Below are 20,793 nucleotides of genomic sequence, written 5' to 3' on the forward strand. Positions count from 1 at the left end.
GGCATTCATCGCTCGGCTACCTCGCACCCGTCGACTACGCTCGGCAATGCACCCATCAATCGGAAACCGACGACTCGCACAGCGACCGGACCGAATGAAGGGGGCGGCCCAAGATCAAGAAGCCGAAAACCCAGATAGTCAAGTCGCGGGCGTACCGCGACGGAGTATTCGGGGTCTCGTCTGAGCTTTCGGAGGCTGTGACGCAAGTGCTGGATCAGGCGCATCAGCTGAAGCTACATTTCGCCAATGTGAAGTCCGACTCGTGGCAGCACGACATTGAGGCCTACTCCATCGGCTGCTTCGTGGTCGCAGGACGCCTTCCAACGCCGGAAGAGCCCAACAAGCTCAAGTCACTAGAGCTCTTTCGAGTGAACTCGAGCGTCTTGAGCATCATCACATTCGACGAGGTCCTTGCGAACCTGAAGATCCTCCGCGATCTCCTGGCTGTCGACTTTACACACGCCCCGCCGCCAAGCTGAAGATCACTTATAGAAGTCATCGCCACTGTTGTCCACGCGGGCGAGCCACCCCAGCGATGATCAATGTTGATGCCGTCGCCTCACGCGAACTCGATGACTTCCGTACAGCCGCGGTGACCACTTTCTTGGCCCCCGGAGCATCAGCCCCGCGCGAGCTCCATGGCTACGGTTGTGGAAGGGACCGGCGGCGCGAACCCGGACAAGCAGTCTTCAGGTGTCCAACGAATAATGCTCATCCTGGTAATGCTCCTCCCCAGTACGATGCGACATCCACTCCTCTGCGGCGAGCACGCCGACGGGGCGCGACCCCTCCGTCGCCCTCACGCGCCGTTCGGAACGACGGCGACGCCGGCTCGCCGTTCGGTAGCATCGGGGCGTGACGACCCCCATGGTCCTGTTCGTCTGCGTCCACAACGCGGGCCGATCGCAGATGGCGGCCGGTTACCTCCAGCAGCTCGCCGGCGATCGTGTCGACGTGCGCTCCGCAGGCTCGGCCCCCGCGGACGGCGTCAATCCGGTCGCGGTGGACGCCATGGCCGAGGACGGCATCGACATCTCCGCGACCTCCCCGCGGCTGCTGAGCGTCGACGACGTGCGGCAGGCGGATGTCGTGATCACCATGGGCTGCGGCGACGCGTGCCCCGTCTTCCCCGGCAAGAGGTATGAGGATTGGGAGCTCGACGATCCGGCGGGTCAGGCGATCGACGGCGTCCGGCCGATCCGCGACGAGATCCGCTCGCGCGTGGCGGCGCTCCTCGCGTCGCTCGACGTCGCGGCCCGCCCCGACCAGGCACGGTGAGCCGCGGGCGGTCGGGCACCCCCGCGCACGCGACTAGCGTGGAGGGGTGAGAACCGTCCGCATCCCCTCCTCGCACACGGGACCGGGATGGCGGGCCTGGTTCATCTGGACCGTGGGCGTCTCGGCCTACATGCTCGCCGTCGTGAACCGCAGCTCGCTCGCCGCAGTCGGCGTCGACACCGCCGAGCGCTTCGGCGCGGACGCGGCCACACTGTCGATGTTCGCCGTCGTCCAGCTCGCGGTGTACGGCGGGATGCAGATCCCCGTGGGCCTCCTCCTCGATCGCTACGGCGCGCGACCCATCATGACCGTCGGGATGCTCCTCATGGCGGCCGGCCAGCTCACCCTCGCCTTCTCCCCCAGCGTCGGCGTCGCGATCTTCGCCCGGACGCTCCTCGGCGCCGGCGACGCCGCGATCTTCCCCGGCGTCCTCCGCCTCGTCGCGACGTGGTTCCCGGCCCAACGCGGGCCTCTCATGAGCCAGCTCACCGGCCTGGTGGGTCAGGCCGGCCAGCTCCTCTCCCTCGCACCGCTCGCCGCGGTGCTGCACGCCACGAGCTGGGAGATCGCCTTCGGGGGCATCGCCGGACTGTGCGTCCTGTTCGGGATCCTCGTCGCCGTCTTCATCCGCAACCGTCCCCCGGAGCTCGATGCCGACCTGTCGGTCGACACGAACACCGGAACGATCCGCGTCGTGCGCTCATCGATGGACACCGGCGTCGGCATCCGCGCAGCGTGGGCGCACCCGGGCACCCGGCTCGCGTTCTGGTCGCATTTCACGACACCCTTCGCCGGGACCGCCTTCGTCCTCCTCTGGGGCATGCCCTTCCTCACCGCCGGCGAAGGCCTCGACAAGGGGCACGCCGCGGCGGTCCTGTCGACGTACGTGGTGGTGGGCATGGCGCTCGGCCCCATCATGGGCGACCTCTCGCGGCGCGTGCCGCACCTGCGCTCCCGGGTGCTCGTCCTTCCCGCGATCGCCGTCCAGGCCACCGCGTGGCTCGTGGTGATCGCGTGGCCAGGAGCTGCGCCCGTGTGGCTGCTGTACGTCCTCGCCTTCGCGCTCGCGATGGGCGGGCCGGCATCGATGATCGCGTTCGACCACGCCCGCACGCACAATCCCGCCCATCGGCTCAGCACGGCCACGGGGATCACCAACGTGGGCGGCTTCCTCGCCGCCCTGCTGGCGATCTTCGCGATCGGCCTCGCCCTCGACCTGCAGGGGGCGGGCACTCCCGCCACCTACCGTCTGGACGCGTTCCGCATCGCCTTCCTGACCCAGGTGCCGCTGTGGATGATCGGGTGGACGTTCATCGTCATCGAGCGTCGGAAGACTCGTGTCCTGCTGGGGATGGATCCCCCGCCGACGCCGCGCCGACGCATCGGGCGCTGAGGGCGGTCAGACGGCGCCGTCGCCCGACGTGCGCGATTCGGTCTGGGTGATCCGCTCCCCCGCGACCGGATCGACCGTGCGGGTGACCTGCGCCGTCGACCGGCGGCGGAAGGTGAAGACCAGTCCCAGCAGGAAGACCAGCACACCGGCTCCCATCAGGATGTAGCCGATCAGATCGAGATCGACGAAGCCGCTCGTGTCGACGTCGATGGCGAAGACCAGAATCGCGCCGATCACGATGAGGGCGATGCCCGCTCCGATGCTCATGAGTGGTGCTCCTTCGGAGAATCCTGGCGCGGCGGGGCACCGCGCCGGTCCATGGTCTCGGATGCATCGGGGGTCGGCCATGCCCTTGACACGACGGGGCGACGTATGGGCCGACGCGGTCAGCGCGGCGCGACCTCGATCCACCCGCCGCCGAACTTCGGCTCGCGGCCGTCGCCGGACGAGGTGCCGGTCAGGCGGCGCCGCACCCACGGTCCGAGGTGCTCGCGGAAGTACTCGCCGCGGGCGAGTGTCGCCGCATCGGGCAGTTCGGTCAGCGACCACCAGTCGTCCGGTGCGCGCTCCCCCAATGCCTCCAGCACCCGGGCGGCGACGCGATGATGGCCGCGACTGTTCATGTGCAGCCGGTCCTCGGACCAGAACGACGGGTCGGACAGTGTGGCGTCGGGCCAGTTCAACGCGCGAGCGACGTCGTCGCGCCCCGCCATCCGCTCGATGACGGCATCCGACATCAGGTCGCCGCGCCGCTGGATCATGCGTCCCATCGGAAGCTGGGCGGAGGGATTGGCCCCGGACAGCAGGATCAGCCGGACGCCTTCCTCGTCGCACCGGCGCAGCACCTGGCTGAAGGCGTCCGCGATGTGCGAGATCGATGTCCGCGGACGCAGCATGTCGTTGCCGCCGCCGTTGAACGACAGGTGGGTGGGCTTCAGGGCCAGCGCGGGCTCCAACTGCTGCGCCACGATCGGCCAGACGAGCTTCCCCCTGATCGCGAGGTTCGCGTACTCGATGGGCTCAGCGCGCGAATCGGCCCAGCCCTGGGCGACGAGGTCCGCCCAGCCGCGCACGGTGCCGTCGGGGAGCTCGTCGCCCACGCCCTCGGTGAAGGAGTCGCCGATGGCGACGAAACGCACGGATGCCATCCGGCCAGCCTACGACCGCGCTGCGGCCTCAGCGGTCATCGAGGGCGGCGCCGCGACGATCCACGAGCCCCCAGGTGGCGACGGCCGCGACGACGAAGAACGCTCCGAACACCGCGAACGGGACGGGCGTGCCCCCGATCGCGAGCAGCGGCGGAACGCTCAGGGGCGCGACGATCGACGCGATGCGCCCGACACCGGCCGCCCAGCCCGAGCCGGTCGCCCGCAGTGAGGTGGGATAGCTCTCCGGAGTCACCGCGTAGAGGGCTCCCCACGCGCCGAGGTTGAAGAACGACAGGGCCATGCCCGCCGCGATGATCGCCCCTTCACCCGTCGCGGTGCCGAAGAGCACGGCGGATGCCGCCGAACCGGCCAGGAACACGGCGAGCGTCAGCCGACGCCCCCACACCTCGATCAGCCACGCGGCGACCGCGTAGCCGGGGAGCTGGGCGAGCGTGATGACGAGGGTGAAACCGAACGACTTCACGAGGTCGTACCCCTGGGAGAACAGGATGGCCGGGATCCAGATGAACGCTCCGTAGTAGGCGAAGTTCACACAGAACCACACGACCCAGAGCGACGCCGTCCGGTGGCGGAACTCGGCGGACCAGAGGGCGGCGACCCGCGCGCCCGAGGTCGGCGCTACCCCCGCGCCGCTCTCCTCGCCGGCGGTGGGCGCCGGTCCGGCGACCGGACCGACGGCGCGGGCGGTGGACCCCCCGTTCGTGGCGGCTTCGAAGCGTGCGACGACGGCGTCCGCCTCGGCGTGACGACCGCGGCGCTCGAGCCACCGCGCGGACTCGGGGAGACCCCACCGCACGACCAGCGCGTACACCGCGGGGACGGCGCCGAGAGCCAGCGCCCACCGCCATCCGTCGTCGAGGTTCGGGATCACCAGGTAGCCGATCAGCGCGGCCGCCGTCCACCCCACGGCCCAGAACGCCTCGAGGATGACGATGAGCCGGCCGCGCATCCTGGCCGGCGCGAACTCGCTGACGTACGTGCTCGCGACCGGCAGCTCCGCGCCGAGCCCGAGCCCGACGACCACACGCAACGCGATGAGGACCGCGAGGCCGCCCGCGAGAGCGCTGGCGCCGGTCGCGAGGCCGTACACCAGCAGCGTGAGAGCGAACACCGACCGGCGACCGAACCGGTCGGCGAGAAGGCCTCCGACGCTCGCGCCGACCGCCATGCCGACGAACCCCGCGGAGGCGATCCACGAGGCCTGCTCCCCCGTCAGAGACCATTCGGCGATCAGCGCCGCGATCACGAACGAGACGAGCCCGACGTCCATCGCGTCGAGGGCCCATCCGAGACCGGAGCCGGTCAGGACGCGGAGGTGCGGGCGCGTGAACGGGAGGGCATCCAGCCGCGTCGCGACCGTCGTACCGGGGCGGGGCAGGGCATCCGTCATGGTTGCATGTTACGGACCGGTGTCCGTGGCTGTCATGCCCGGTCGTCGGCCAGAAGATCGTGCACCATCGGCGCGACCTCCGTGCCGTAGAGCTCGATCGACCGCATCATCGTCGCGTGCGGCAGCGTGCCGTTGGCGTACTTCAGGTCGAACCGGTCGGCGCCGAGCGTGCGCACGGTCGCCGCGATCTTCCGCGCCACTGTCTCCGGAGAACCGGCGTAGATCGCACCTTCCGGGCCGACGTCGTGCTGGAACTGGAGGCGGCTGTACGGCGGCCATCCCCGCTCCGCGCCGATCGCGTTGCGATTCGCCTCCATCGCGGGATACAGCTCGTCCCACGCCTGAGCATCCGTCGGCGCGACGTGGCCCGGCGAGTGGATGCCCACCGGGAGCCGGTCACGGCCGAACGAGTCGAGCGAACGGTGGTAGAGGTCGACGAACGGGCGGAACCGTTCCGCCGAGCCGCCGATGATCGCGAGGAGCAGCCCGTAGCCGTGGCGCGCGGTGCGCACGACCGATTCCGGCGAGCCCCCTACGCCGACCCAGGCGCGCAGGCCGCTCTCCGTCTTAGGGAAGACGTCCGCGTTCGAGAGGGACGCCCGGGTGGTGCCTTCCCAGGTCACGGGCTCCTCGGTGAGCAATCGGGAGAACAGGTCGAGCTTCTCGTCGAAGAGGACGTCGTAGTCGCGGAGGTCGTAGCCGAACAGCGGGAACGACTCGATGAACGACCCCCGGCCGAGGATGACCTCCGCCCTCCCCCGGGAGACGGCGTCGAGCGTGGCGAACCGCTCGTAGACGCGCACGGGGTCGTCGCTGGAGAGGACGGTCACGGCGGTCCCGACGTGGATGTGCTCGGTGCGCGCCGCGATCGCCGCGAGGACGATCTCGGGGCTCGAGACAGCGAACTCGTGGCGGTGGTGCTCCCCCACGCCGAAGAAGGACAGGCCCACCTGGTCGGCGAGCACTGCCTGGTCGACGACGTCGCGGATCGTCTGCGCATCGCTCGATCGCGTGCCGTGCTCGTCGACGGAGATGTCGCCGAACGTGTCCAGTCCCAGCTCAACTGCATTCATACGGATGCAAACTCCCCCGTGCGCGTCATCATTCCCCGGATTGTCCGGTCGCGGTCGTCAGGATGCGCTCGGTCAGGAGTGGGCGAGCGCCATCCGCAGAGTGTCCAGGCCGACGCCGCCGAGCCGCAGCGCGCGCATGTGGAACCGCTTGATGTCGAAGTCGGCGCCCTCCCGCTGCGCCGTCTCGTCGCGGATCTGCTCCCAGATGCGCTGACCGACCTTGTAGGACGGAGCTTGTCCCGGCCACCCGAGGTATCGGTTCACCTCGAAGCGGATGAACTCGTCCGGCATGTTGACGTTGCGGCGCATGACATCGAGCGCGTAGTCGGCGTCCCAGACGCCCGTGCCGTCCAGACGCGGCTTGCCCAGGTGGACGCCGATGTCCAGGACGACCCGCGCCGCGCGCATCCGCTGACCGTCGAGCATCCCGAGCCGGTCGGCGGGGTCGTCGAGATAGCCGAGCTGCTCCATGAGGCGCTCCGCGTAGAGCGCCCAGCCTTCGGCGTGACCGCTGGAGCCGGCGAGGAGCCGCCGCCACGAGTTCAGCTCCGCACGGTTGTAGACGGCCTGGGCGATCTGCAGGTGATGACCCGGGACGCCCTCGTGGTAGACGGTGGTCAGTTCGCGCCAGGTGTCGAACGTGTCGACGCCCTCCGGCACGGACCACCACATACGTCCCGGGCGGGAGAAGTCGTCCGTGGGGCCGGTGTAGTAGATGCCGCCCTCGTGGGTGGGTGCGATCATGCACTCCAGGGTGCGGATCGGCTCGGGGATGTCGAAGTGGCTGCGCCCGAGTTCTGCCACGGCGCGGTCGCTCGTCTCCTGCATCCAGCGCTGCAGCGCATCCGTGCCGCGCAGCTTGCGGGTCTCGTCGCCCTCGAGGAACGCGACGGCCTCCTCGACAGAGGCTCCGGCGGAGATCCGGTCCGCCACGGACTCCTGCTCGGCGACCATCCGCGCGAGCTCCTCGACACCCCACTCGTAGGTCTCGTCGAGGTCGATCTCCGCGCCGAGGAAGCGGCGCGAGTGCAGAGCGTAGAGGTCGCGCCCCACGGCGTCCTGTGCGGAGGCGACGGGGGCCAGTTCGCGCGACAGGAACTGGGCGAGCTCGTCATAGGCGACCCGGGCGGCGTTGCTGCTGATCGCGAGCTCGCGGGCGAGCGAGGCGGGCAGCTGCCCCTCCGCGGGCGCAGCGTCGCCGGTGAACTCCGCGAAGAACCCCGCGTCCGAGGTGTAGCGGGCGATCTGCGTGACGACCTCCGTCACCTGACGGCGCGCCGGCACGTTGCCTGCGGCGACACCCTCGCGCAGCGTCGCGATGTAGCCGGAGAGCGCAGCGGGCACTGCCGCCAGTCGCGCCGAGATCGTCGCCCAGTCCTCGACGGTGGCGGTCGGCATCAGGTCGAAGACGTTCCGCAGCTCCTGTGCCGGCGAGGCGATCACATTCAGGTCGCGCTGGTGGGCGCCGGCGTCGTGCAGGGCGAGCCTCAGCTCGAGCTCGGCGGACAGGTCGGCCCGGGTGACCACGTCGACCGCGTCGACGGGCTCGGCGGCGGACAGCGCCGCGAGCGTGGCGCGGGCGGCCGCAGCGGCGCGCTCCGTGCCCTCCGGGGAGAGGTCGTCCAGACGCGCATCGTGCTCGAACCGTCCGATGTACGTCGCGAGAGTCGGATACTGCTCCGCGACGGTGTCGACCCAGTCCTCGGCGATCGCGTCGATGGGGGTGGGCGTCCGTGGGGTCTCGTTCATCCTTCGAGCATATTCCGGGGCACGTGCGGTCGCGGCCCGACGATCAGTGCCCCGCGACGTCCCAGTTCTCGCCGCGACCGATCTGCACGTCGAGAGGCACCGACAGCTCGGCGGCATCCCCCATCCGCGTGCGCACGATCTCCTCGACCGCGTCCCACTCACCGGCGGCGACCTCGACGACGAGCTCGTCGTGGATCTGCAGCAGCACGCGGGAACGCAGACCGTCGGCGCGCAGCTGATCGTGGATGTGCAGGAGGCCGAGCTTCATGATGTCCGCCGCGCTGCCCTGGATCGGCGCGTTGAGCGCCGCACGCTCCGCGTTCTCGCGCAGCACCCGATTGGGGCTGGCGAGGTCGGGGAAGGGCCGCCGTCTGCCGAAGATCGTCTCCGTGTAGCCGTCCACGCGCGCCTGGGCCACCGACTCGCGCAGGTAGTCGCGCACGGCGCCGAACCGCGCGAAGTACTCGGTCATGAGCAGCTTCGCCTCGGACTGATCGATCCGCAGCTGCTTGGACAGCCCGAACGCGCTCAGTCCGTAGACGAGGCCGTAGCTCATCGCCTTGACCTTCGTCCGCATCGCGGGCGTCACGTCGGCCGGATCCACGCCGAACACGCGCGCGCCGACGAACCGGTGAAGGTCCTCCCCCGAGTTGAACGCCTCGATCAGGCCCTCGTCGCCGGAGAGATGGGCCATGATCCGCATCTCGATCTGCGAGTAGTCCGCGGTGAGAAGGGTCTCGTAGCCCTCGCCGACCTCGAACGCCGCACGGATTCGGTGCGACTCCTCGTTGCGGATCGGGATGTTCTGCAGGTTCGGGTCCGTGCTCGAGAGCCGCCCGGTCTGGCTGCCGGTCTGCAGGTACGTCGTGTGCGCCCGGCCGTCGGCGCCGATGGCGACATCGAGTGACTCGATGATCTGGCGGAGCTTCGTCGCCTCACGATGCTGCAGGAGGAGGTCCAGGAACGGATGGGGGTTCGATTCCTGCAGGTCGGCGAGCACGGCGGCATCCGTCGAGTAGCCCGTCTTCGTCTTGCGGGTCTTGGGCAGCTGGAGCTGCTCGAACAGCACCTCCTGCAGCTGCTTGGGCGAGCCGAGGTTGACCTCGCGCTCGATCTCGGCGTACGCACGCTGGGCGATGTCGTCGGCGCGGGCGGCGAGCTCGGTGGAGAACGCCGACAGCTTGGCGTGCGAGACGGCCACACCCGCCAGCTCCATGTCGGCGAGGGCGCCGAGCGTCGGCAGCTCGATGTCGGTCATGACCCGGGCGACGGACGCGGGCATGTCGTCGCGGATGGCGGCGGTCACCCGCAGCGCGTACCAGCCGAGCTGAGCCGGCGTCGCCCCCTCGGTCTCGGGGACGAGCTGCGTCGGGTCGGCCTCGGGCAGCTTCTCGTCCAGGTAGCGGTCGACGAGATCCCCGAGGGTCTTGTCGGGGAAGCTCGGTCGGAGGAGCCACCCGGCGAGGATCGGATCGAACGCGAGTCCGCGCAGCGAGACGCCCGCCCGGCGCAGCGCCTTCACCTGGGGCTTCGCGTCGACCATGACCTTCGGCGCGTCGCCCTCCAGCCACGGCCGCAGGGCGGCGGCGACCTCGTCGTCCCACGTGGCCTCGACCGCCGCGTCGCCGTCCGAGATCCCGACGCGGGCGGGCAGCGCGCCCTCGATCGTCACGGTGAGGGCCAGCTCGCCCTCGCGCCGACCGATCCAGTCGGCCATCGCGGGCGCGGTCAGCTGCTCGGCGACCGGCGCGACGACCGCGGGGGCCGTCGCGGCCGCGGCCTCGTCGGCGTCCGCGCCGACGGCATCGAAGACGCGCGGAAGCAGGGTGCGGAACTCGAGCCGCGCGAAGATGTCGCGCACCGCCTGTGCGTCGATCGGCTGTACGGCGAGGTCCGCGGGGCCGACGGGCAGCTCGACATCGCGGAGGAGGGCGTTGAGGGAGCGGTTGCGCCGGACGTCGTCGAGGTGCTCGCGCAGGTTGCCGCCGACGACGCCGGTGATCTTCTCCGCGTTGTCGAGCAGGGCGTCCAGAGTGCCCCACTGGGTGAGCCACTTGACCGCGGTCTTCTCGCCCACCTTCGGGACTCCGGGCAGGTTGTCGCTCGTCTCCCCCACCAGCGCCGCGATGTCGGGGTAGTTGACGGGTGGGAGGCCGTACTTCTCCACGACGGCGTCCGGGGTGTAGCGCTTGAGCTGCGACACCCCCTGCACGCTCGGGTAGAGCAGCGTGACGTCGTCGGTGACGAGCTGGATCGTGTCGCGGTCGCCGGAGCAGACCAGGACGTCGAACCCGGCGGCCGCGCCCTGGGTGGCGAGGGTGGCGAGGATGTCGTCCGCCTCCACACCCGGCTTCGTGAGCACGGGCACGTTCATCGCTGCCAGGCAGTCCTGCAGGAGCGGGATCTGCCCGGTGAACTCGGCGGGCGACTCGGATCGGTTCGCCTTGTACTCGGGGTACTGGTCCGTGCGGAAGGAGTGCCGGGAGGTGTCGAACGCGACGGCGAGGTGGGTGGGCTGCTCGGCCTTGATGAGGTTCACGAACATCGACAGGAATCCGTAGATGCCGTTCGTGTGCTGGCCGTCCTTCGTGGAGAAGTTGTCCACCGGCAGCGCGAAGAACGCGCGATACGCGAGCGAATGGCCGTCGACGACCAGGAGGGTAGGCTTTCCGGAGTCCGTCACCCTGCAAGCCTAGACGCGGGCGCGGACACCGGAACTCCCCGCACTGATCACATCCGAAGGTGGACGATGACCGCTCCGAGCACCCCCGATGACGTCGACGGCCTCGCCTGGGTGCGGGCGCGCGGCATGGGCGCCCTCGCCGACAAGATGGGCATCGAGTTCACGGAGTTCACCGTGCAGCGGGCCGTCGCGACGATGCCCGTCGAGGGCAACACGCAGCCCGTCGGGCTCCTGCACGGCGGGGCCTACGTCGTCCTCGGCGAGTCCCTGGGGTCGATGGCGGCCAACCTCCACGCCGGGCCCGACCGGCTCGCCGTCGGGGTGGACATCAACGCGACCCACACCCGCTCGGCGACCAGCGGCGTCGTGACCGGCGTCTGCACGCCGGTCCACCTCGGCCACAGCATGACCGTGCACGAGATCGCCGTGACCGACGACCAGGGTCGACGCTGCTCGACGATCCGGATCACGAACCTGATCCGCGCCCTCTGACGCCCGCGCGCTCCGCGCCGCGCCCCGCCTCCCACGTCGAGACCGCCCCTCCGCGTCGAGACCGCCGGCGTGGTCGCGGGTCTCGACGCGCAGAGGCGGTCTCGGCGAAAGCGGGTGGAGGTGCGGCGTCAGGCCTTCTTCGGGGAGAGCTGCTCGATGATCGCCTTGGCGACGTCCTGCATCGTGAGGCGACGGTCCATGGACGCCTTCTGGATCCAGCGGAAGGCCTCGGGCTCGCTGAGCCCCATCTTCTCGTTGAGCAGGCCCTTGGCGCGGTCCACGAGCTTGCGGGTCTCGAAGCGCTCGACCATGTCGGCGACCTCGGCCTCGAGCGTGATGATCTGCTCGTAGCGGGCCAGGGCGATCTCGATCGCCGGCAGCAGGTCGTTCGGGGTGAACGGCTTCACGACGTAGGCGAGCGCGCCCGCCTCGCTGGCCCGCTCGACGAGCTCCTTCTGGCTGAACGCCGTGAGCAGGACGACCGGGGCGACGTGGTTCTTGCCGAGCTTCTCCGCCGCGCTGATCCCGTCGAGGGTCGGCATCTTCACGTCCATGATCACGAGGTCCGGGCGCAGCTCGGTGGCCAGCTGGACGGCGGTCTCGCCGTCACCGGCCTCGCCGACGACGTCGAAGCCGTTGTCGCGGAGGATCTCGACGATGTCGAGGCGGATCAGCGATTCGTCCTCGGCCACGACGACACGGCGGGGCGTGGTCGCGGACGACGGGGTGCTCAGTTCCTGCTCAGTCACCTTTGAATCCTACGGTATGGTCGATTCGTCGCACGCCGGTGTGGCGGAATGGCAGACGCGACCGACTCAAACTCGGTTGCCCGCAAGGGCGTGTGGGTTCGACTCCCACCACCGGCACCCACCACCCGCGGCGCACACGGCCCGGTTACGACGAAGGGCGGATGCCCGGGGCTCCCCCGGCCATCCGCCCTGTCCGTCCGACCTACTTCTCCGACTGGTAGATCGGCGCCTTGCCGTGGACGGCGTCGCCGATCCGGTGGACCCGGATGTCGTTGGTCGAGCCGATGATTCCGGGAGGGGACCCGGAGATCACGACGACCTTGTCCCCCTCCTTGGCCAGACCCTTGTTCAGGAAGAACTCGTCGACCTGGATGAACATCAGGTCCGTGTGGGCGACGTGCTCGACGAGCGTCGACTGCACGCCCCAGGTCAGGGCCATCCGGCGACGGATCGCCGGGTCGACGGCGAAGGCCATCATCGGGATGCCGGGGCGCAGCCGCGACATGCGGCGGGCGGTGTCGCCCGACTCGGTGAAGATGCAGATGAACTTCGCCTCGACGAACTCCGCGACCTCGTTGGCGGCCAGGGTGATGATGCCGCCCTGGGTGCGCGGCCGGGTCGGCACCGGCTTGATGCGCTCCAAGCCGTGCTCCTCCGTCGAGTCGACGATGCGGGCCATCGTCTGGACCGTGACCACGGGGTAGTCGCCCACGCTGGTCTCGCCGGAGAGCATGACCGCGTCGGCGCCGTCGAGGACGGCGTTGGCGACGTCGGACGCCTCGGCGCGCGTGGGCACCGGGGCGTGGGTCATCGACTCGAGCATCTGCGTCGCGACGATGACGGGCTTGGCCATCCGACGGCACAGCTCCACCGCGCGCTTCTGCACGATCGGCACGGCCTCGAGCGGCAGCTCGACGGCGAGGTCGCCGCGAGCGACCATGATGCCGTCGAAGGCGTCGATGATCTCCTCGAGGTTGTCGACCGCCTGCGGCTTCTCGATCTTGGCGATCACGGGGACCTTCCGGCCCTCCTCCGCCATGATCTCGTGCACGCGCGAGATGTCGGCGGCGTCGCGCACGAAGGAGAGCGCGATGAGGTCGGCGCCGGCCTTGAGGCCCCAGCGCAGGTCCGACTCGTCCTTCTCGGACAGGGCGGGGACGCTGACGGCGACGCCGGGCAGGTTGATGCCCTTGTTGTTGGAGACGGTGCCCGCCACGACCACCTTGGTGGTCACCACGGGGCCGTCGACGCTCTCGACCTGGACGCGCACCTTGCCGTCGTCGATCAGGAGGAAGTCACCCGGCTTCACGTCGCCGGCGAGGCCCGCGAACGTGGTCCCGACGAGGTCGCGGGTGCCCACGACGTCCTCGGTCGTGATGCGGAACGTCTCGCCGACCGCGAGGTCGTGGGGGCCGTCCGAGAACTTCCCCAGGCGGATCTTCGGCCCCTGCAGGTCGACGAGGATGGCGACGGCGCGCCCCGCGTCGTCGGCGGCCTTGCGCACGTTCGCGAAGCGGACTTCGTGCTCGGCGTAGGAGCCGTGGCTCAGGTTCATTCGGGTGACGTCCACGCCCGCGTCGATGATCGCGCGGATCATCTCGTACGATTCTGTGGCCGGTCCCAGGGTTGCGACGATCTTCGCGCGTCTCACTGACTGACTCTCCGGTCTGTGTGTGTTGTTCGGGGGTGATACTCAGCCTACGCGGGCTGAAGGCCGATCGCGATGTCGCGCGGCCCCACGGGAGAGGGCAGGTTCGTCCGTCCCATGAGGTACTCGTCGACGGCCGCCGCCGCAGCCCGCCCCTCGGCGATCGCCCAGACGATCAGGGACTGACCACGACCGGCGTCGCCCGCCACGAACACTCCCGCAGCGGTTGACTGGTAGTCGTCGCCGCGCTCGACATTGCCGCGGCCCGTGAACACGGTACCCAGCTGCTCCTCGAGCTCCGGGCGCTCCGGGCCGGTGAAACCCATCGCGATGAGAACGAGGTCTGCGGGGATCTCGCGCTCGGTGCCGCTCTTGGGCACGCGACGCCCGTCGGGCAGGTACTCCGTCTCGGCCAGGCGCAGCGCCCGGACCTCGCCCGCGTCGTTCCCGAGGAACTCCACCGTCGAGGCGAGATAGGTGCGCTCCCCGCCCTCCTCGTGCGCCGAGGAGACCTCGAACACGGTGGGCATGGTCGGCCACGGCTGGTGGTCGGGGCGTTCCGTCGGCGGCTGCGTGCCGATCGCGAGGTTCGTGACGCTGAGCGCGCCCTGGCGGTGCGCCGTGCCGATGCAGTCCGCTCCGGTGTCGCCGCCGCCGATGACGATGACGTGCTTGCCCTCGGCGTGGATCTGGTGCGGCACCTGGTCGCCCGCGACGGCCTTGTTCGACTCGACGAGGTACTCCATGGCGAAGTGCACGCCGTCGAGGTCGCGACCGGGGATCGGGATGTCGCGCGGCACCGTGGCGCCGGTGGCGATCACGACGGCGTCGTAGCGCGCCCGCAGGTCGGCCCACGTGATGTCGGTGCCGATCTCGACGCCCGCGCGGAAGCGCGTGCCCTCGTCCTGCATCTGACGAAGGCGCGACTCGAGGTGACGCTTCTCCATCTTGAAGTCCGGGATGCCGTAGCGCAGCAGGCCGCCGATGCGGTCATCCCGCTCGAACACCGCGACGGTGTGACCGGCACGCGTGAGCTGCTGCGCCGCCGCGAGGCCGGCGGGGCCGGAACCGACGACGGCCACGGTCTTTCCGGTCAGGCGCGCGGGCGGCTCGGGCTCGACCCATCCGTTCGCGAACGCCTCATCGATCGTCGAGACCTCGATCTGCTTGATCGTGACGGCGGGCTGGTTGATCCCCAGGACGCAGGCGCTCTCGCAGGGCGCCGGGCAGAGCCGACCGGTGAACTCCGGGAAGTTGTTGGTCGCGTGCAGCCGCTCGATGGCCGCGCGCCCCTCCCCGCGCCACATGAGGTCGTTCCACTCGGGGATGAGATTGCCCAGCGGGCATCCCTTGTGGCAGAACGGGATGCCGCAGTCCATGCAGCGTCCCGCCTGGCGACGCAGCACGGCGGAGTCGCCGGGCTCGTACACCTCTTTCCAGTCCATGATGCGCACGGGAACCGGCCGGCGCGCCGGGAGCTCGCGCTCGGTGGTCTTCAGGAAGCCCTTCGGGTCAGCCACCGGTCACCTCCAGGATGCGGGTCCAGACGACGTCGCTGTCGGGGTCGAGCCCCTCGGCGGCGGCGTCCTGTCGGGTCTGCAGTACGGCCGCGTAGTCGCGCGGCAGCACTCGGACGAAGTTCTGCGCCTCGTCCTCGATGTCCTCGAGGAGCGCGGCGGCCAGGGTCGAGCCCGTCTCGGCGACGTGGCGCTCGAGCAGGTCACGCAGGATCTCGACGTCGCCCGAGCCGAGCTCGCGGAGCTCCAGCTCGCCGCTGGCGAGCGCTTCGCGGTTGACGAGGTCTCGGTCGAGCTTGTAGACGTAGGCCGTGCCCCCGGACATGCCTGCGCCGAGGTTGCGTCCGGTGGCCCCGAGGATGACCGCGAGGCCGCCCGTCATGTACTCGAGGGCGTGGTCGCCGACACCTTCGACGACGGCGGTCGCGCCGGAGTTGCGCACGAGGAACCGCTCCCCCACGACACCGCGGAGGAAGAGGCTGCCCTGCGTCGCGCCGTAGCCGATGACGTTCCCGGCGATGACGTTCTGCGACGCGTCGAACTCGGCGTCGCGCGGCGGGCGCACGACGATCTCGCCGCCCGACAGGCCCTTGCCGACGTAGTCGTTGGAGTCCCCCTCGAGGCGCAGCGTGATCCCGGCGGGCAGGAAGGCGCCGAACGACTGGCCCGCCGAACCGGTCAGGTTGATCTCGATCGTGCCGGCGGGCAGGCCGTGCTCGCCGTGCGCCAGCGTGACCCGGTTGCCGAGCATCGTGCCGACGGCGCGTTCGGTGTTGCGAATGGGCAGATCCACGGCGAGGTGACCGCCGTGCGCGATGACGTCCTGCGCCCGCTCGATGAGGCCCACGTCGAAGTGCTGGTCCAGCTCGTGGTCCTGATCGCGCAGATGCCGTCGCGGCGTCTCGGGTGCGAACGAGGGGCCGTCGAGGATCGGCGTGAGGTCGAGCCCGCTCGCCTTCCAGTGCTCGATCGCGCCGTTCACGTCCAGGAGGTCGTTGCGTCCGATCGCCTCGTCGAGCGAGCGGAAGCCGAGCTCGGCGAGGTACTCGCGCACCTCCTGCGCCAGGAACTCCATGAAGTTCACGACGAACTCCGGCTTCCCCGTGAACCGCTGACGCAGCACGGGGTTCTGCGTGGCGACGCCTACGGGGCACGTGTCCAGGTGGCAGACGCGCATCATGATGCACCCCTCGACGACCAGGGCGGTCGTCGCGAAGCCGTACTCCTCGGCGCCCAGGAGCGCCGCGATGATGACGTCGCGCCCGGTCTTGAGCTGCCCGTCGGCCTGGACGACGACGCGGTCGCGCATGTCGTTGAGCATGAGGGTCTGCTGGGTCTCGGCGAGGCCCAGCTCCCACGGGGTGCCGGCGTGCTTGAGCGAGTTCAGCGGGCTCGCGCCGGTGCCGCCGTCGTGCCCGGAGACGAGGATGACGTCGGCGAGGGCCTTCGCGGTACCGGCCGCGACGGCGCCGATCCCCGACTGGCTCACGAGCTTGACGTGGACCCGGGCCGCGGGGTTCGCGCGCTTGAGGTCGAAGATCAGCTGCTTGAGGTCCTCGATCGAGTAGATGTCGTGGTGCGGCGGCGGCGAGATGAGCCCGACGCCGGGGGTCCCGCCACGGGTGCGGGCGATCCACGGATACACCTTCGCGGGGGGCAGCTGGCCGCCCTCGCCGGGCTTGGCGCCCTGCGCGAGCTTGATCTGGATGTCGTCCGCGTGCGTCAGGTACATGCTCGTGACGCCGAAGCGCCCGGATGCGACCTGCTTGATGGCGCTGCGGCGCGCGGGGTCGAGCAACCGCTCGACGTCCTCGCCGCCTTCGCCCGTGTTCGACTTCGCACCGATCGAGTTCATCGCGATCGCGAGGGTCTCGTGCGCCTCCTTGGAGATCGAGCCGTAGCTCATCGCGCCCGTGGAGAACCGCTTCACGATCGACTCGATCGGCTCGACCTCGTCGATCGGGACGGGCGGACGTTCGCCGGTCTTCAGCCGGAACATGCCGCGCAGCGTCTTCAGCTCGGCCGCCTGGTCGTCGACGAGCTTCGTGTACTCGCGGAAGACGTCGTACCGGCGCGCGCGCGTCGAGTGCTGCAGGCGGAACACGGTGTCGGGGTTGAACAGGTGCGGCGCGCCGTCGCGACGCCACTGGTACTCGCCGCCGGTCCACAGGCGCTCGTGCGCACGCGCCGCGCCGTCCTCGGGGTAGGCGTAGTCGTGGCGCGCCTGGTTCTCGCGGGCGATCTCGTCGATGCCGACGCCGCCGAGCTTCGTCTCGGTGCCGGTGAAGTACTTCGCGACGAACTGCTCCGACAGACCCACGGCCTCGAACACCTGGGAGCCGGCATAGGAGGACACCGTCGAGATGCCCATCTTCGACATGATCTTCAGCACGCCCTTGCCGAGCGCGTAGATCAGGTTCTTGACCGCCTTCTCCGGCGAGATCCCGGTGATGAAGCCCGCGCGCACCAGGTACTCGACGGTCTCCATCGCCAGATACGGGTTCACGGCGGAGGCACCGTATCCGATCAGCGTCGCCACGTGGTGGACCTCGCGGACATCGCCCGCCTCGACCACGAGACCGACCTTCATGCGGTTCTCGCGTCGGATGAGGTGGTGGTGCACCGCCGAGAGCATCAGCAGCGACGGGATCGGGACGAGGTCCTTGTTCGAGTCCCGGTCGCTCAGGATGATGAACTCGGCACCCTGCTCGATGGCGGCGTCGACCTCGGCGCAGATCTCCTCGAGGCGGTTCTCGAGCGCGTGCTCGCCCTGGTCGAAGTGGTAGAGGCCGCGGACGGTGACGCTCCGGCGGCCCGGCAGCGCCTTGTCGATGTTCTGGAGCTTCGCCAGCTCGTCGTTGTCGATCACCGGGAAATCGAGCGTGATCGTCCGCGTGTGGTCCGGTCCCCAGTCGAGCAGGTTCCGCTCGGGGCCGAGCCCCAGCGCGAGAGAGGTCACGACCTCTTCGCGGATCGAGTCGAGCGGCGGGTTCGTCACCTGCGCGAACTGCTGCACGAAGTAGTCGAAGAGCAGACGCGGGCGCTCGCTCAGCACCGCGATCGGCGCGTCGGAACCCATCGCGCCGAGCGGTTCGGCACCGTTCTGACCCATCGGGGTGAGGAGGATGCGCACCTCCTCCTCCGTGTATCCGAAGGTCCGCTGGCGGCGGGTGATCGAGGCGATCGGGTGGACGATGTGCTCGCGCTCGGGGAGGTCCTTGAGGCGCACGCGCCCGGCGTCCAGCCACTCCTGCCACGGCTGCAGGTTCGCCAGATCGCGCTTGACCTCGTCGTCCTCGATGATGCGGCGCTGTGCCGTGTCGACCACGAACATCCGCCCCGGACGCAGGCGCCCGCGACGCTTGATCCGCTCGGGGGCGAAGTCCAGCACGCCGGTCTCGGACCCGATCACGACGAGCCCGTCGGTGGTCTCGGTCCACCGGCCGGGGCGGAGCCCGTTGCGGTCGAGGGTCGCGCCCACGATCGTCCCGTCGGTGAAGATGAGCGCGGCCGGGCCGTCCCAGGGCTCCATCTGCATCGAGTGGTACTCGTAGAAGGCGCGCAGGTCCGGGTCGAGGGTCGCCTGCTTCTCGTAGGCCTCGGGCACCATCATCATGATCGCGTGCGGCAGGCTGCGCCCCGTCAGAGTGAGCAGCTCGAGCACCTCGTCGAACGAGGCCGAGTCGCTCGCGCCCTCCGTACAGATGGGCAACAGCGGACGCACGTCGCCGATGAGCTCCGACTCCAGCTGCGACTGACGCGCCCGCATCCAGTTGCGGTTGGCTCCGACGGTGTTGATCTCGCCGTTGTGCGCGAGCATCCGCAGGGGCTGCGCGAGCGGCCACGAGGGGAAGGTGTTGGTCGAGTACCGCGAGTGCACGACCGCGAGCTCGCTCTGGAACCTCTCATCCTGCAGGTCGGGGTAGAACGGCTCCAGCTGCAGCGTGGTCACCATCCCCTTGTACCCGAGGGTGCGGGCGCTCAGGGAGACGAAGTACGCGTCGTGCTCGCGACGCGCGCGCTTGCGCAGGCGGTAGACACGGCGGTCGAGGGCGATGCCGCTCAGCGCGGGGGCGTCCCCCACGGCCGGGCGCGAGACGAACAGCTGCTCGAACGCGGGGCGGGCCGCGTGGGCGAGCTTGCCGAGGTTCTCCTGCTCGGTGGGGACGACGCGCCACCCCAGGACCGTGAGTCCCTCGGCGGCGGCGATCCGCTCGACGCCCGCCTTGACCTCGGCGCGCTCCTCGTCGTCCAGCGGCAGGAACGCCATTCCGGCGGCGTACTCCCCCACCAGAGGCAGGTCGAAGTCGACGACCTCGCGCAGGAAGGCGTCGGGCATCTGCGTGAGGATGCCGGCACCGTCGCCGGTCCCCGCGTCGGAGCCGATCGCGCCGCGGTGCTCGAGGTTGCGCAGCGCCGTGAGCGCGAGCTCGACGATGTCGTGGCCGGGCTCACCGCGCAGCGTCGCCACCATGGCGAGGCCGCAGGCATCCTTCTCGAACGCCGGGTTGTACATGCCCTGCTTCGCGGGGAAGCCCGCTGCCGTACGCGCACTGCTGTCGGAGGTCGTTTCACGACGGGGGCTCGAGGCCATTGCTACCGTCCTCATGGTCAAGCTGATCCGGGACGACGTCGGCCCTGCGATGATGCTGTGGTTGTTACTTCGAGGCGACTGTGCTTGTGGCAGCGTCCGCGGCGAGATCGGACGCAGGGGGTGCGCTCACGTCCACGAAATCGTCGGTGTCCTGTGATTGTACAGCCCGCCCGCCGGTGCGCTCGCGCCCCGGCTGGTACGGGGACGGTTCGAGCCCCGGGTGGCGACGTGTCTGCACGACGAAGATGACGATGCCGACGATGACGCCGCCGATGGCGGCCCAGACGTTGGTGCGCAGACCGAAGAAGACCTCGCTCGGGTCGATGCGGATGTTCTCCCACACAATGCGTCCCGCGCTGTACCAGACGAGGTAGAGCGCGAACAGCCGGCCCCACTGCAGGGTGAAGCGCTTGCCGACCCAGAACAGGAACAGGACGCCCAGCGTGTTCCAGATGACCTCGTACAGGAACGTCGGGTGGAACAGCGTGCCCTCGGGCAGGCCGACGGGCCATGCCGGGTTGGGGTAGGAGATCTCGAGTCCCCAGGGCAGGTCGGTCGGCTGCCCGTAGAGCTCCTGGTTGAACCAGTTGCCGAAGCGGCCCATCGCCTGCGCGAGGAGGAGGCCGGGAGCCAGGGCGTCGGCGAACGTCCAGAACCGGATGCCGGTCCACTTGCAGCCGAGCCACGCGCCCAGTGCGCCCGCCAGCAGGGCGCCGAAGATGGCGATCCCGCCGTCCCACACGTTCCAGATCGCGTCCTTCACGAACGGGTTCCACCACTCGCGGCCCTGATCGAAGTAGTAGCTCCAGTGCGTCACCACGTGGAACGCGCGCGCGCCGATGATGGCGAGCGGCACCGCGATCAGACAGATGTCGATGACGACCCACGGCTCCGCGCCGCGGCGGGTGAGGCGGTGGTTCGTGATGAACGCGGCCGCGACGATCCCCGCGAGGATGCACAGCGCGTAGAAGTGGATCGTCAGCGGGCCCAGCGCGAAGCTGCTGATCGGCGGGCTCGGGATGCTGGCGACGACGGAGAGGGAGGAAAGCACGAGGGGC

Annotated in this window: 15 protein-coding genes and 1 tRNA gene; 5 read left to right on the plus strand and 11 right to left on the minus strand. The window is 69.9% G+C overall.

Features of this window, described 5'->3' with window-relative positions; translation table 11 throughout:
• Window positions 1-113: 113 nt before the first annotated feature.
• From WFI00_RS13565 to WFI00_RS13575, 3 genes are all read left to right on the plus strand, one after another.
• On the plus strand, window positions 114-479 hold the full coding sequence (locus WFI00_RS13565) for a Shedu anti-phage system protein SduA domain-containing protein (protein WP_336632838.1): 366 nt from the start codon (window positions 114-116) through the stop codon (window positions 477-479).
• 388 nt (window positions 480-867) lie between these two features.
• The gene (locus WFI00_RS13570) at window positions 868-1,278 is read left to right on the plus strand and encodes an arsenate reductase ArsC (RefSeq protein WP_336632839.1); all 411 of its coding nucleotides are present in this window, start codon (window positions 868-870) and stop codon (window positions 1,276-1,278) included.
• 130 nt (window positions 1,279-1,408) lie between these two features.
• Entirely contained in the window at window positions 1,409-2,671 is a 1,263-nt protein-coding gene (locus tag WFI00_RS13575) for an MFS transporter (protein ID WP_336632840.1), read from the plus strand.
• 6 nt (window positions 2,672-2,677) lie between these two features.
• On the opposite strand, the gene WFI00_RS13580 is transcribed toward WFI00_RS13575, so the two are convergent.
• The 6 genes from WFI00_RS13580 to polA all read right to left on the minus strand — a co-directional run bounded on the left by WFI00_RS13580 (window position 2,678) and on the right by polA (window position 10,735).
• Window positions 2,678-2,938, minus strand: a complete 261-nt coding sequence (locus WFI00_RS13580) for a DUF6458 family protein (protein WP_336632741.1) — start codon at window positions 2,936-2,938, stop codon at window positions 2,678-2,680.
• A gap of 119 nt (window positions 2,939-3,057) precedes the next feature.
• Entirely contained in the window at window positions 3,058-3,819 is a 762-nt protein-coding gene (locus tag WFI00_RS13585) for an SGNH/GDSL hydrolase family protein (RefSeq protein WP_336632742.1), read from the minus strand.
• A gap of 28 nt (window positions 3,820-3,847) precedes the next feature.
• Entirely contained in the window at window positions 3,848-5,230 is a 1,383-nt protein-coding gene (locus WFI00_RS13590; RefSeq protein ID WP_336632743.1) for an MFS transporter, read from the minus strand.
• A gap of 32 nt (window positions 5,231-5,262) precedes the next feature.
• Entirely contained in the window at window positions 5,263-6,303 is a 1,041-nt protein-coding gene (locus tag WFI00_RS13595) for an LLM class flavin-dependent oxidoreductase (protein ID WP_336632744.1), read from the minus strand.
• A 72-nt stretch (window positions 6,304-6,375) separates the two neighbouring features.
• Entirely contained in the window at window positions 6,376-8,052 is a 1,677-nt protein-coding gene (locus WFI00_RS13600) for a DUF885 domain-containing protein (protein ID WP_336632745.1), read from the minus strand.
• A gap of 43 nt (window positions 8,053-8,095) precedes the next feature.
• A complete protein-coding gene (polA, locus tag WFI00_RS13605; protein ID WP_336632746.1) occupies window positions 8,096-10,735 on the minus strand; it encodes a DNA polymerase I in 2,640 nt (879 codons plus the stop codon).
• A 66-nt stretch (window positions 10,736-10,801) separates the two neighbouring features.
• Here polA and WFI00_RS13610 point away from each other — a divergent pair, with 66 nt between their 5' ends.
• Window positions 10,802-11,227, plus strand: coding sequence for a hotdog fold thioesterase (locus WFI00_RS13610; RefSeq protein ID WP_336632747.1), 426 nt, complete (start codon window positions 10,802-10,804; stop codon window positions 11,225-11,227).
• Window positions 11,228-11,355: 128 nt separating this feature from the next.
• Here WFI00_RS13610 and WFI00_RS13615 read toward each other — a convergent pair whose 3' ends face one another.
• Window positions 11,356-11,976, minus strand: coding sequence for an ANTAR domain-containing response regulator (locus tag WFI00_RS13615; RefSeq protein ID WP_336642368.1), 621 nt, complete (start codon window positions 11,974-11,976; stop codon window positions 11,356-11,358).
• A 34-nt stretch (window positions 11,977-12,010) separates the two neighbouring features.
• On the opposite strand from WFI00_RS13615, the gene WFI00_RS13620 reads away from it, so the two are divergent.
• A tRNA-Leu gene (locus WFI00_RS13620) sits at window positions 12,011-12,093 on the plus strand.
• 85 nt (window positions 12,094-12,178) lie between these two features.
• Here WFI00_RS13620 and pyk read toward each other — a convergent pair.
• From pyk to lgt, 4 genes are all read right to left on the minus strand, one after another.
• Entirely contained in the window at window positions 12,179-13,627 is a 1,449-nt protein-coding gene (gene pyk, locus WFI00_RS13625; protein ID WP_336632749.1) for a pyruvate kinase, read from the minus strand.
• Between the two features lie 47 nt (window positions 13,628-13,674).
• Window positions 13,675-15,144: a glutamate synthase subunit beta gene (locus WFI00_RS13630; protein WP_336632750.1), complete on the minus strand. Its 1,470-nt coding sequence runs from the start codon at window positions 15,142-15,144 to the stop codon at window positions 13,675-13,677.
• On the minus strand, window positions 15,137-19,735 hold the full coding sequence (gene gltB / locus WFI00_RS13635; protein ID WP_336632751.1) for a glutamate synthase large subunit: 4,599 nt from the start codon (window positions 19,733-19,735) through the stop codon (window positions 15,137-15,139). The genes WFI00_RS13630 and gltB overlap by 8 nt, the downstream gene beginning before the upstream one ends.
• Window positions 19,736-19,799: 64 nt before the next feature.
• Window positions 19,800-20,786: a prolipoprotein diacylglyceryl transferase gene (gene lgt / locus WFI00_RS13640; RefSeq protein ID WP_336632752.1), complete on the minus strand. Its 987-nt coding sequence runs from the start codon at window positions 20,784-20,786 to the stop codon at window positions 19,800-19,802.
• Between the last annotated feature and the right edge of the window lie 7 nt (window positions 20,787-20,793).

Source organism: Microbacterium sp. MMO-56 (assembly GCF_037146215.1).
Lineage (GTDB): Bacteria > Actinomycetota > Actinomycetes > Actinomycetales > Microbacteriaceae > Microbacterium.

Excerpts from the sequence above, each read along its gene's own strand:
- WFI00_RS13570 (WP_336632839.1), top strand. The coding sequence starts at position 868 with ATGGTCCTGTTCGTCTGCGTCCACAACGCGGGCCGATCGCAGATGGCG.
- WFI00_RS13575 (WP_336632840.1), top strand. The coding sequence starts at position 1,409 with ATGCTCGCCGTCGTGAACCGCAGCTCGCTCGCCGCAGTCGGCGTCGAC.
- WFI00_RS13580 (WP_336632741.1), bottom strand. The coding sequence starts at position 2,938 with ATGAGCATCGGAGCGGGCATCGCCCTCATCGTGATCGGCGCGATTCTG.
- WFI00_RS13585 (WP_336632742.1), bottom strand. The coding sequence starts at position 3,819 with ATGGCATCCGTGCGTTTCGTCGCCATCGGCGACTCCTTCACCGAGGGC.
- WFI00_RS13590 (WP_336632743.1), bottom strand. The coding sequence starts at position 5,230 with ATGACGGATGCCCTGCCCCGCCCCGGTACGACGGTCGCGACGCGGCTG.
- WFI00_RS13595 (WP_336632744.1), bottom strand. The coding sequence starts at position 6,303 with ATGAATGCAGTTGAGCTGGGACTGGACACGTTCGGCGACATCTCCGTC.
- WFI00_RS13600 (WP_336632745.1), bottom strand. The coding sequence starts at position 8,052 with ATGAACGAGACCCCACGGACGCCCACCCCCATCGACGCGATCGCCGAG.
- WFI00_RS13610 (WP_336632747.1), top strand. The coding sequence starts at position 10,802 with ATGACCGCTCCGAGCACCCCCGATGACGTCGACGGCCTCGCCTGGGTG.
- gltB (WP_336632751.1), bottom strand. The coding sequence starts at position 19,735 with ATGGCCTCGAGCCCCCGTCGTGAAACGACCTCCGACAGCAGTGCGCGT.